This is a genomic window from Spiroplasma endosymbiont of Melanargia galathea (assembly GCF_964031075.1).
Taxonomy (GTDB): Bacteria; Bacillota_I; Bacilli_A; order Mycoplasmatales; family Mycoplasmataceae; genus Spiroplasma_A; species Spiroplasma_A apis.
Genome location: NZ_OZ035000.1, coordinates 185,335 through 198,363, shown reverse-complemented (window position 1 = coordinate 198,363; position 13,029 = coordinate 185,335). Strand labels below are relative to the sequence as shown.

Below are 13,029 nucleotides of genomic sequence, written 5' to 3'. Positions count from 1 at the left end.
TAATTTTTGTGTTGTTTGGGGTGACCCTTTAAAGTATACAAAATGTTTTTTTAAAACAATAAGACTATTTATTTGTAATACACTAATTAGTAATATAAGAGTTTAGAATAACTAAAAAAATCAGTTTAGAAAATTATCAAATAAAAGGTTGGTAACTAGATTATATAAAGTTTTGATAAGTCCAATGCGTTGACCTTATATTTTCGTTATAATCATACCCAAAAGAAAAATACTCTTTCAGTTGAAAGAAATTAAATAATCAACATTAACTGGGGTTTTTTGGAAACTGACTTATTAATAAACATAAAGGCTAAGTTATTCATTAATGCGATCCCGTTACAACGAAATCATCAAACTTATAAAACTTAGCTCCTAAATGATAAAAAAATTACTAAAAGTTTTAAGTCGTCTAACTAATATGAATTATAGCAAAACACCTTTAGATAAACCTATTTATTGATATCTATCAATTTTCATAGCTTGTTTTTTTGATTAAACACGCTTTAGACATCATCAAAATAATTATATTAAATGAATAAAAAAAACTTCATACGAATATCATATGAAGAGTGCATCTTTCGCTTTTGTTTTTGATACAGTTTTTAATAACAATCGGTTTTTATTTTTTTCATTTATTTTCGTACTCTGATCACAATCCTTTGACATAATCGTGATCAAATTCATCTTTTTTAGCTTTAATTTTTTTCTTAAGAACATCAACTGTTTCTCAAACCACTTCTATTATAGAACGTGAGTAGTTAAATGCTAAACGATTTCTATTGAATTCCTTTAAATCTAAAATTTTAAAACTTCCATCATTAAAAACTTTTATATCTAAGTCATAATCAATGTACTTAATTGTATTTTCTTCGATAATATACGGTGATGCTAAATTACAGTAGTAATTAATTCCGCGCTCTTTAAACATACATATTACATTGTACCAATTTTTTTTATAGAAAACTCAAATTGCTGGTTCGTTTGTTTTTCATTTCCTACCACTTAACTCAGTAATTAAAACTTCTTCGTTAATTAAAATAATACGGTCATCATTGGCTTCGAGAACTTTTACACTCTCCCAACATCTATATAAACTTCCATTATGCTTATATGCATGAACAAGAACTGATTGTCCTGGTTTTACTTTATTCATAGGTAAAACCCCCCTTTCATTCTTATTCTTTATAATTATTTATTTAAAAATACAATACTTTAAATTAGGCACAAAATTATTATATAACATTATTCTATTTTTACATAATAAACAAAAGTGCGGATTTTTACTTTAAATATTTTATACTTAGCTTTTTAGTTTTTAGAAAATTCATTAAAGACTTTCGTTTGTTTGTTTTATAAAGTCTGCAGAAATATTATAAAAAATAAGGCATCTAATAAATATTTCCTAAAATTATGAATCGAAGTGGCTAGATTGATTATATATATTATATTATGTAAGATGCTTTCAATACTCTGATATAAGATTCACAAAATTAAATTTAAAAGGTTTTGCGTTCATAAAACCTTATATTTAAAATATAAAAAAAACAGATTTTAAAAATCTGTTTTTTATTATCGAAATCAATATTATAGGATTTCTATAAATCTAATTTGACATTTGATTGTTGTCTTTGAGTATCATTAATTCTTTTTCTCTCTTTTTCAGGCATATTAGAAGTAAGACACCAGCTAATGTGGCAATCAAACCAATAATTGTGATTATTAATAGACTTGCCTGATTAGCTAGTTTATTAGTTGAGTAACCAGCCTCAGTGCCTAAATTTTTAAGCATAATTGAGTCTAGTTGTCAAAACCAAGCATCAGGTGAGAAAGCTATAAATGATATAAATCCAACAGAAAGAGCGTAATGTTTATGATCTATGTTTATCTCATAAATTGTAGCTCATCTATTTGTTACTAATGCTCAACAAGTTATCCCAAGCATTAAATAAAGACCACTTACAATTACTTGTATAGCAATTTTGACTCCTTTAGACATATTATTAAAGGACTCTGATGTAAAACCGGGAAGTAATGTTGCTGTAATACATAATATCGATGCAATTATTAATCCTATGATGATAAATAGAATGTATTTTTGACTTTTGTCAGCAATTTTACCAGCGGATGTTGAGAAAAGAAATCTAAACAAGTAGGTTCTACAAACCCCAAGAATTATTACTATTATCGCTGTTACACCTAGTGCATCTTGAATGAAGGTTACAAACACGCTTAAACCAGATTGATACATATAGACCCCCATAATAAGAAGTGTCACTAGTCAAATTTTGTAATTTTTCAAAACACTCGAAAAACTTTTTATATCAAATTGGTTACTTTGAGCAATCTTATCCTTTTTTAATTCAGGCACAAAAAAGTACAGTAATATACAATTCATAAATATTAAAACACAAAGTACAAATACTAAACCCGAGAATGCTCAACTTCCTAAGCTATTTTTTCAAACTGAGCTAAATAGTCAAAATAATAGATATGCTAAACCAATAACAAAACAACCAATTAAACCGTTTAAGCTACCATGTACACCATTAAGCTTTCCATTTTGTTCTGGTGTTCCTTGTTCAGATAACAACTTTCATAAAGCACTTCAAAATATAAAACAAGTTATAAAACTTCATAAGGAGAAAATAACATATACTTGTACTAGTTTTCCAGAACTTATAAAGGGTATAAATCCGTATCAAATACCAACAAGTCCACTCGTGAAAAGACCTATTAAGGTTAACTTTTTCAAACTTATTTTATCCGCGAAATAACCACCTACAAAATAACTAAGTAATGATACGTAACCATAAATCGATGTTGCCTGTGAAAACTCCGAAGCTTGAATCCCTAAGGACTGTGCGATCAACACAGAGGACATAACGTTTTTCAAATAGAAAGGTGCAGCCATAACCAAAACATCCGCAAGGGCTAGAATGGATATTATACCAACTGTTTTTCTACTAATTTTATTTGTATTATTAATTACTTTGTTTTTCATAAATACTCCCTCCTTTTAAGTAAAATTAAATATCAACATCTAAGTCTGATACATCGCTAATAAAACTATGAATAAGATCTAAACCATAATAACTAATCATCAGCTTAACTTCCTCATTATTTTTAAAAGTTCATATATTCAATGGCATATTAATTTGTTTTATGATTGAGATATTTTTCTTTTGTTTTAATGTTGTTATACACAAATTAAGATAATCAAAATTTTTTAAAAGGGAGTAATCAATATTTCCTAAGCCTACCGCTAAATAAGCTTTTTTAAATTCGACCGGAAGTTTATTTATAAACTCCAAACAAGAAACTCCAAAAGACGATACGATAATTTCTGCTTGTGTTTTTTTTCTCAAAATCAAAAGAGCTTCCTTTATTATGTTAAAGTCTTGAATGCTATACCTATCAGGTTTTATTTCAACATTAATCATTGAATACTTGAAAGCTAATTTATCAACAAAATCTTCTATAAATAATGGTGGTAAAAATTCTTTATTATTTTTAAAAAAGTCTATATTTTTTATTTCTTCATAGGTTAACGACTTTACCCTTTCTTTACAATCTCCTATTCTTGAAAAATTGTGATCATGAAATATTATTATTTTTTTATCTTTTGTGATGCGAATATCGAACTCAACAGCCTTGCAATACTTCAATGCGTTTTCAAAATCAACCATTCGATTCTCACCATTCATTGATCTAAAACCTCTATGTGCAACTAACATTTTTCTACCTCATTTCTTTCGCTTTTCTTTTTTTTGTTATTACTTTTAATATAAAACTCCTAACCTTTCTATTCATACCAAAAAATAAAAAAAAACTAAGGCTTTTAAAAAAACTTTTTTCAAAATTTTTAAACCTTAGTAGTTATTTTTAATATGACCTCGCAAAATAAACCATATAATTTGATTCCTTTTTACAGTTAAAGCAATTTGATTTAACTTGTTCAACATCATCAGGTATACATCTTGAGTTGGTTTGTGTTTTTTCTTTAATATCATTTTCACAAGTGATATCACCGCAAAACGGAACTAACACAAAACCTTGTTTTGTATTCAAAATATCTTGATACTCTGTAATAGAATCTGCTTTTGATGTTCTATTGATTCTATTATCTAAAGCTATTTGATAAATGTTTCTGTCAAACTCAACAATTTGTTCATCAATATAACTTTTGATGTCATCAAACTTAATACTCACTTTTGATTTAATATCTCTTCTTGAAACTGTCACTACTCCATTTGCTAAATCTCTTGGACCAACTTCAATTCTTATTGGCACACCCCTAATTTCTGCCTCAGAGATTTTGTAACCAAAACTTTTTTCTGACCTGTCAATATAAACACGATAGCTTTGTGATAACTCTTCAAATATAGCGTTTGATCTAGATTCAACTTCCTCAGAGTTATTTATATTTATTATTTGTACTTGTATAGGAGATATTTTTGACGGAATAACAAGACCATAGTCATCTGAGTGTGTCATTATTATTGCACCTATAAGTCTTGTTGAAACTCCTCAACTTGATGAATATGCAAACTCTTCTTCTTGATTTTTGTTTTGGAATTTAATGTCAAATGCTTTTGCAAAGTTATCTGCAAAAAAATGACTAGTACCAGCCTGAAGTGATTGCCCATCGTGCATAAGAGATTCAATAGTATACGTTTCTTTAGCACCCGCGAACTTTTCTTTTTCTGTTTTTCTACCACTTATAACTGGTAATAACAAAACCTCTATCGCAAACTTTTTATATATATCAAGAATCTTTAATGTGAAATCTCTTGCTTCATCACTACTTGAGTGAACAGTATGTCCTTCTTGTCATAAAAACTCACTAGTTCTTAGAAAAGGTCTTGTAGTTTTTTCTCAGCGCATAACATTTACTCATTGATTATAAATCAATGGAAGATCACGATAAGATTTTACTTCTTTAGCAAAATGTTCTGCCATTAAAACTTCACTTGTTGGTCTGATATATAAGTCTTCTGCTAATTGCTTGTCCCCTACTTTAGTTACGGTAGCAACCTCAGGAGCAAAACCATCAATGTGATCTTTTTCTTTGTTAAATAAACTAGCTGGTATCAATAATGGGAAGTAAACATTATTTACTCCTACTTTTTTAAATTCTTTATCTAATATATTTTGTATGTTTTCTCAAATTGCGTAACCATAAGGTTTGAATATCATGGTTCCTTTAACTGGTCCATAGTCTATCAAACCGGCATTTCTTACTACATCAGTATATCATTGGGAGAAGTTTTCATCTCTTGGTGTTATTTTTTCAATTTTTTGGGTCATTTTAACTTGCCTCATTCTTTTTTTCTATGTTTCCTGTTTCACCAAAGTAAACATCAATTTCGATTTCATTAGCTTGGACATATGTTTGAATACGCTTTAGATTAGCCTTATCTTTAATCATTATAAAATCGATCGCTTCCACAGGTATTTTTTCATAAACGTACACTATGTTTGCTACTTGATCATATGCTCAATCTTTTTTTGTTAATTTAGCTAGGGTTTGTGGATTTATACCTACTACAGATATTTTTTCAACATCTACGTTTGCTTCACTAGCCCATTTTCAAAAATGAGCTCTTGATGAAGAATCAAACTCCATACCTACAGAATTATTATTTTCAAGATAAGTTCAAACAACATACTCCTCATTAGATTTAAGTTGTTGGTCTTTAACAAGTCTAATTCCATTTTCTAGGATTAGAAGTATATTATTAACATCAGTATAAAAGTATAAATTTGCAATTTTTTTATTTTTTATTATTTGTAACACTTTTTTTTGTTCATTTTTCCCAGCAACAATTTTTTTAAATAAACCTTTTTTAGGTGCTCCTTCTTTTAAGTCGATAATCGGGCCTTTCTCGTCTTTAGTTTTCTTTTTTGTATTTTTCTTTTTATTCTCTTTAAGTTCTTTTTTAGCCATACTATTACCCCTTTAACTATAAATATTTTACTTTATAAAAAATATTTTAAATAAATTATATATATATATATTTCTTAATTGTTTTCATAAAAAAACTCCGTTTTGCGAATTAGCAACTACGGAGAATTGTATTTTCTAAATGGCGGATTGAGAGAGACTCGAACTCTCGCGCCGGTTGCCCGACCTAACACCTTAGCAGGGTGCCCTCTTCACCAACTTGAGTATCAATCCATACAAAAAGATTATAACAAATTTTTTTATATTGCTATAAAATTATGAAAAATGCTCGTTTTTTATTGCCACATTAATAACAATAATTTCGTTAACTTATAAGTTGTAAAACGATCAACATAACAGAATCGTTTGTGTTTTTAGATAAGTTATATTTTGAAAAAAAGTTTAATTTTTTTGTAAAATTGAGACTTAAGGTATTCGGGTGAGAAGTTTACAAAACTCTTATTGCACATTTTATAGTTTAGATAATAATCAAATATTTTATCTCTTCGACTTACAATATAGTTTATATATAAATTATATAGTGTTTGAATTTTATGTGAGTTTCAGCTAAGAACAAAAGAAATACCCTTATACTTTTAAACTTCATTCAACTTGTTTTAAATATTGTTTTAAGACTTTTATACTTCTGTTATAAATAAAGTTATTTTTTTCTTCTTTAGTAGGGAAGATACCGAAATCTTGTTTTATTATTCCTAAATTTGCTTTCATTGGTTTCAACTTTTTTATCTTTGGGTTAGTAATATAATTTATTAATGAACCTAAAATAGTTTCGCTCGGTATTTCTAAAAACTTAGTTTTTTTAATCGTACTAATAATGCCCAACGATGCTACAATTGCAGATGAAAAAGATTCTATATAACCTTCAACACCCGTTATTTGACCTGCAAAGAATATATTTTTTCTTCTCATAACTTGTAGTTTTTTATTTAAAATTTTTGGTGAATTAATATAATTATTTTTATGCATGACTCCGAATCTTTTGAAAGAAGCATTTTCTAATCCCGGTAAAGATGAGAATATTCTTTGTTGTTCTGATCATGTTATGTTAGTTTGAAATCCAACCATATTATAAAGATTATCCATTGCATCATCTTTTCTTAATTGAACTACTGCGTATGGTTTAACACCTTTATTATTTTCTAAATTATTTGGCGACATCGGACCATTCAATAAACTTTTTTTTGATACTTTTGCTAATTGTTCAATTGGTTGACAACCAGTAAAATAAATCTCTTTTTCAAAGTCTTTTAGTTTTACTACATCTGCATCAACTAACTTTGAATGGAATGCTTCAAAATCTTTCTCATCTAATGGTATACAAATATAACTTTTATCATCACCATGTCTTGATTTGTAATAAACTTTTGAAAAATCGATAGAGTTTTTTTCTATGATTGGTGAAGAAGCATCTAAGTAGAATAGTTTTTGATTACCAATTAACTCATTTATCTTATTTTGAAACTCAGGAGTTATCAAAGGACCGCAAGTTACTAGAGTAATGATTTTTTCATCAAACTCTTTAAACTCTTCTTCTATGATATCAATATTTTCATTTTCTCTGATTAGTTTTTCAACTAATAAAGAGAATGCTTCTCTATCAACTGCCAAAGCATCGTCAGAAGGTATTGCAGTTTTGTATGCACAATCTAAAATAAAGGAGTTAAATAATTCTAACTCTTTTTTTAAAATCCCAACCGCGTTTTGAGTTGACATACTTCTAAATGTATTTGAACAAACTAACTCTGCAAAAAAATCACTTTTTTGTATTTCATTTTTCTTTGTTTTTTTCTTTTCATAGAGTTTAACTTTAATTCCTTTATTAGCTAGTTGTAATGCTGCTTCACACCCCGCAAGTCCAGCTCCTACAATAATGACTTCCATTATTGAACAACACCTAATATAGAGTTAATATTTTCTATACTAATATCATTATTAAAACTATTGTTTACTCTTGCCGCAGTACCTATATGGATATATTTCGAGCTTTTTTTTAAATCTTTAACATTATTCAAAGTTACACCTCCACCAATTAAAATTTTAGTTTTTAAATTCAATTTTTTCATTTCTTTTATGATGTTTATATTTAGTGTTGGACCACCGGAAGTCAAAACGAAATCTATGCCTAGGGCATTTAGAATTTTATATTCTTTTAAAAAGTCTTTCACATGATCGAAGGCTTTATGAAAAGTTATTGTCAAATGTTCTTTTATTTCTATCACCTTCTTGAGAAATTCTACATCTACAGAAAGGTTTTCATTAAGCAACCCGATTACTATACCGTTAGCCTTAGTACTTTTAATATATTCAATATCTTTTAGTATCAATGACACTTCTTCTTTTTCAGAAAGAAAGTTATTATTTTTATGTCTCACAATTACATTAACAGGTAGTTTAGAATAATCACAAACCTCTTTAATTATTTTGTACGAAGGAGTGAACCCACCTTGTTCTAAATTTGCACAAAGTTCAATTCTACTTGCTTTAGTTTTATTGATTAAAATAACATCTTCTAAGTTTTGAGCAATAACTTCTAGAAACATTTATAAATATGCCTCAAGCTCTCTAACTTTATCCAGTTTTTCTCAAGAGAATTCTTTTTTCCCAAAATGCCCATACTTAGATGTTCTAAAATAAATAGGTTTTTTTAAATCTAAGTGGTCTATTATGTGTTTTACTTTGAAGTCAAAATTTTCCAACAAAGCTTTATACAACACTGGCATTGAAACATTATTAGTTCCGAAAGCTTCTATGTGGATTGAAATCGGGTTTGGTTTACCAATTGCATAACTAACTTGTATTTCAACTTGATTAGCTAACCCAGCAGCAACTAAGTTTTTAGCTGCGTACCTACACATGTAAGCTGCACTTCTATCTACTTTTGAAGGATCCTTTCCAGAGAAAGCCCCACCACCGTGTCTAGCAAAACCTCCGTATGTGTCGACAATAATTTTTCTACCTGTCAAACCAACATCTCCCAAAGGTCCACCAATAACAAATTTACCAGTTGGATTTATCAAAACTGTGAAATCTGTATTCAATCCATGTCGCTTAGCTATCACATTCATAATGTTTTCTTTAATGAATGTTTCAAACTCCTCTTTGTTATAATCTTCATCATGTTGAACTGACATTAAAATAGTTGAAATAGATGGATTATTTGGGTTTGTATAGTCCATAGTAACTTGTGATTTCATATCTGGCTGTGCATATTTGAATATGCCCGCTTTTCTTAACTTTGAAGCCATGTGAACTAAATCATGAGCTAGTTGAATTGAGTAAGGCATAAAAGTTTCGGTTTCCTTAATTGCATAACCAAACATAATTCCTTGATCGCCAGCACCTTGTTCATCACCATCCACTCCTTGAGCTATATCTGGTGATTGCTCCTTTAGCTTTATAATAACTTCACATTTTTCTGCATCAATTCCAGTTGTTTCACTTTTATAATTAATACGTCTTAATATCTTTCGAACCTCTTCTTCGTAATTTACAACTGCTTTCGTTGTAATCTCTCCAGTAACAATAATAAAGTTCGCAGTTGCTAGAGTTTCACATGCAACTCTAGACTCTTTGTCTTGTTCTAAACAAGCATCTAGGATTGCATCCGATATTTGATCACATAACTTATCTGGGTGACCTTCAGATACAGATTCACTTGTAAAATATTTTTTCATATAATCTCTCCTCATTAAAAAAGTCCCACTAAGAAGGGACACATTTAAAGTTATCTTCTTCTCATCGTTGGTTTCCCCTGAATTTAAGCACCTAACTTAAAAGGTTGCTACTACTTCGTCGAGTTTTTTCTCTCAGTAGTTCTTAATAAGACTTATAGAATAATAATATCAAAATTTGAGTTGATAAAAATTTTTTTCTTCAAAGATAGTACGAAAATTTCTTAAAAAATATGTAAGTATTATGAAACATAAAAAAATAAAAACTCAGAAAAATTAATCCGAGCTTAAATTAGGAGTCAAACTATTTCTATATTTAGTTATTGTAGTTTGGTGCTTCTTTTGTCAATTCAACATCGTGAGGATGAGATTCTTTCAAACTAGCATTTGATATTCTAACAAACTTTGTTTCATCTCTTAGATGTTCTATATTTGGGCTACCTGTGTATCCCATACCACTTTTTAAACCACCCATAAGTTGAAATATAACGTCTTTTGTTTTACCTTTAAAGGGAACACGTGCTTCTATTCCTTCTGGAACTAATTTTTTTGAGCCTTTTTGAAAGTAGCGGTCACTACTTCCACGTTTCATCGCTATCATTGAACCCATGCCAACATAAGTTTTATATTTTTTTCCATTAACTATTATTTCTTCACCAGGAGATTCTACAGTACCGGCAAAAACACTTCCTAACATTACAGCATTTGCACCAGCCGCTATTGCTTTAGTGATATCTCCAGAATATTTAATACCTCCATCAGCGATTATAGGTAAGTTATTTTTGTGTGCTCATTGGTAAACATCGTTAATAGCGGTGATTTGAGGTACTCCAATTCCAGCAACAACCCTAGTTGTACATATGCTACCAGGTCCTACCCCAACCTTTACACAATCTGCGCCCGCTTCAAATAAAGCCTTTGCTGCATCTGCGGTACAAATATTACCTGCAATAACATCTATCTTTGGATATATCTCTTTTATTTTTTTAACAACTTCTAAAATGCCTTTGCTGTGTCCATGAGCAGAATCAACAACCAATACATCAGTTTCAGCTTTAACCAAAGCCTTTACACGTTCCATAACATCTTCACTGACACCAACTGCAGCACCAACTCTCAATCTACCTTGTTTATCTTTACAAGCACTAGGATTATCTATTGCTTTGTCAATATCTTTGGTAGTGATTAACCCTGCTAATTTATTGTTATCATCTACTATTGGAAGTTTTTCAATTTTATGTTTTAACATAATATGCTTAGCTTGCTCTAAAGTAGTACTCCTTGTCCCAGTGATTATATTGTTTTTGGTCATTACAACATCAACACTAGAATCAAAGTCTTCAAAATATTTTAAATCTCTATTAGTTACAATCCCTATTAAATTATTTTCATCATCAACAACTGGTAGACCTGATATTTTATATGTGGCCATTATTTCATTAGCTTCTTTTACTTTGGTATCTTTTGAAACAGTAATTGGATCAGTTATAAAACCAGATTCATTTCTTTTAACTTTTTGCACTTCAAGTGCTTGTGCGTCGATTGATAAGTTTTTGTGAATAATACCTATGCCACCCGCTCTAGCCAACTCTATCGCCATTGCAGACTCAGTGACTGTATCCATAGCGGCACTTAGAAGAGGTATGTTCAACTCAATATTTTTTGTTAACTTGGTTTTTAAATTAACTTCTGAAGGTAAACTTTCAGAGTAATTAGGAACTATGAGTACATCATCGAAGGTAACTGCATCTCCTATTATTTTTCCATTTAGATCGTTATTTGCCATTTTATCTCCTTATTCCCATTCAATAGTTCCTGGGGGCTTAGAAGTTATATCGTAAACCACCCTATTGACACCATCGACTTTATTGATAATTTCATTAACAACCTTATCTAAAAACTCTCAAGGTAGGTGGGTTGATGTAGCTGTCATAAAATCTACAGTGTTAACGCTTCTTAACGCTACGACTCAATCATATGTTCTATTATCTCCCATAACCCCAACAGTTTTAACCGGAAGGATTGTTGCAAATGCTTGACTAACTTTATTATAAAGTCCAGCATCGATAAGATTTTGTATAAATATATCATCAACTTCTCTTAATATATTCGCTTTTTCCTTAGAAACCTCACCAATAATTCTAACTCCAAGACCAGGTCCTGGGAATGGGTGGCGGTTGACAATCAAAGGATCTAAACCAAGTTCTATTCCAACCTTTCTAACTTCATCTTTAAATAAAGTTCTAAGCGGTTCTAATAAGGTAAACTTGAGATCATCTGGAAGTCCTCCAACATTATGATGTGATTTAATGGTTTTAGAACTATGAGATTTTAATGAAGATTCTATAACATCAGGGTAGATTGTACCTTGCGCTAAATATTTTGCGTTTTTAAATAAACTAGCTTCCTCATTAAATACCTCAACAAATGTGTGTCCTATTATTTTTCGTTTCTCTTCAGGGTCACTTATTCCTCTTAAAGCATCATAAAACTTCTCACTTGCATCCACTAGTTTTATTTCCATGTCAAATTGACTGGTATAAGTATCCATAACTTTTTTGGCTTCGTCTTTTCTTAATAAACCAGTATCAACAAAGATACAAGTTAACTGTTTACCAATCGCTTTTGAAATTAAAGCAGCAGCTACACTTGAATCCACTCCACCACTAAGCCCTAAAATTACACGATCATCTTTTACTATTTTTTTTATTTCATCAACTTGTTGGTCTATGTATCTGCTCATCGACCAATCTTTGTTACAGTCGCAAATATCATATAAGAAGTTTTTAATTATCTGTGTACCTTGTGTTGAATGTGTTACCTCAGCATGAAACTGAATTCCGAAAATTTTATTTTTTAGGTTCCCTATTGCTGCTACACTTGAGTTTGTATGAGCTAATTGTATGAAATCCTTTGGCATTACTGTTAAGTGGTCGGCGTGACTCATCCACACTTGTGTTTGTTTATCTATGTCTTTAAATAATGGGTTTTCTGTTTGGTCAATAATTAAATCTGCTTTTCCAAACTCCTGTGAGTCAGCTAACTCGACTTTACCTTCAAAAAGTTCTGTTATTAGTTGCATACCATAACAAACTCCTAAAATCGGTAAATTGATACCAAAAATATTTTTATCTATTGTATAAGCATCCTGAGCATAAACGCTTGAAGGACCACCTGAAAGAATAATACCTTTAAGATTGCTATATTGTTTCAATTGTTCAGCGGTGATATCAAAATCAACAACTTCTGTAAAAACATTTAATTCTCGAACTCTCCTTGCTAATAACTGCGTATATTGGCTTCCGTAATCTAGAATTAATATTTGTGTTTTGCTCATTTTATCTCTCCTTGTATTTAATTATTATAGCACTCAACATTATACGAAAAAACAAG

General features: G+C 29.8%; 10 protein-coding genes, 1 tRNA gene and 1 riboswitch. All 11 genes read right to left on the bottom strand.

The window, feature by feature from the left end; translation table 4 throughout:
- Window positions 1–619: 619 nt before the first annotated feature.
- The 11 genes from AAHM92_RS00895 to guaA all read right to left on the bottom strand — a co-directional run bounded on the left by AAHM92_RS00895 (window position 620) and on the right by guaA (window position 12,973).
- Entirely contained in the window at window positions 620–1,153 is a 534-nt protein-coding gene (locus tag AAHM92_RS00895) for a DUF402 domain-containing protein (RefSeq protein ID WP_023788940.1), read from the bottom strand.
- 450 nt (window positions 1,154–1,603) lie between these two features.
- The gene (locus tag AAHM92_RS00890; RefSeq protein WP_500222616.1) at window positions 1,604–3,001 is read right to left on the bottom strand and encodes an MFS transporter; all 1,398 of its coding nucleotides are present in this window, start codon (window positions 2,999–3,001) and stop codon (window positions 1,604–1,606) included.
- Between the two features lie 25 nt (window positions 3,002–3,026).
- On the bottom strand, window positions 3,027–3,734 hold the full coding sequence (locus AAHM92_RS00885; protein WP_500222614.1) for a glycerophosphodiester phosphodiesterase: 708 nt from the start codon (window positions 3,732–3,734) through the stop codon (window positions 3,027–3,029).
- A gap of 148 nt (window positions 3,735–3,882) precedes the next feature.
- A complete protein-coding gene (gene proS, locus AAHM92_RS00880) occupies window positions 3,883–5,307 on the bottom strand; it encodes a proline--tRNA ligase (RefSeq protein WP_500222612.1) in 1,425 nt (474 codons plus the stop codon).
- A 1-nt stretch (window position 5,308) separates the two neighbouring features.
- On the bottom strand, window positions 5,309–5,947 hold the full coding sequence (locus tag AAHM92_RS00875) for a hypothetical protein (RefSeq protein ID WP_023788936.1): 639 nt from the start codon (window positions 5,945–5,947) through the stop codon (window positions 5,309–5,311).
- Between the two features lie 140 nt (window positions 5,948–6,087).
- Window positions 6,088–6,178, bottom strand: a tRNA-Ser gene (locus AAHM92_RS00870).
- Window positions 6,179–6,532: 354 nt separating this feature from the next.
- A complete protein-coding gene (trmFO, locus tag AAHM92_RS00865) occupies window positions 6,533–7,846 on the bottom strand; it encodes a methylenetetrahydrofolate--tRNA-(uracil(54)-C(5))-methyltransferase (FADH(2)-oxidizing) TrmFO (protein ID WP_500222610.1) in 1,314 nt (437 codons plus the stop codon).
- The gene (locus AAHM92_RS00860; protein WP_500222608.1) at window positions 7,846–8,505 is read right to left on the bottom strand and encodes a copper homeostasis protein CutC; all 660 of its coding nucleotides are present in this window, start codon (window positions 8,503–8,505) and stop codon (window positions 7,846–7,848) included. Before AAHM92_RS00860 ends, trmFO begins: the two co-directional genes overlap by 1 nt.
- Complete coding sequence (gene metK, locus AAHM92_RS00855; protein WP_500222606.1) at window positions 8,506–9,654, bottom strand: methionine adenosyltransferase; 1,149 nt, start codon at window positions 9,652–9,654, stop codon at window positions 8,506–8,508.
- Window positions 9,655–9,697: 43 nt separating this feature from the next.
- A riboswitch (SAM riboswitch) is annotated at window positions 9,698–9,791 on the bottom strand.
- Between the two features lie 161 nt (window positions 9,792–9,952).
- Window positions 9,953–11,422 carry an IMP dehydrogenase gene (gene guaB, locus AAHM92_RS00850; RefSeq protein WP_023788932.1) on the bottom strand — a complete coding sequence of 490 codons (1,470 nt, stop codon included), beginning with the start codon at window positions 11,420–11,422 and terminating at the stop codon, window positions 9,953–9,955.
- Window positions 11,423–11,431: 9 nt separating this feature from the next.
- Window positions 11,432–12,973 carry a glutamine-hydrolyzing GMP synthase gene (gene guaA / locus AAHM92_RS00845; RefSeq protein WP_500222604.1) on the bottom strand — a complete coding sequence of 514 codons (1,542 nt, stop codon included), beginning with the start codon at window positions 12,971–12,973 and terminating at the stop codon, window positions 11,432–11,434.
- Between the last annotated feature and the right edge of the window lie 56 nt (window positions 12,974–13,029).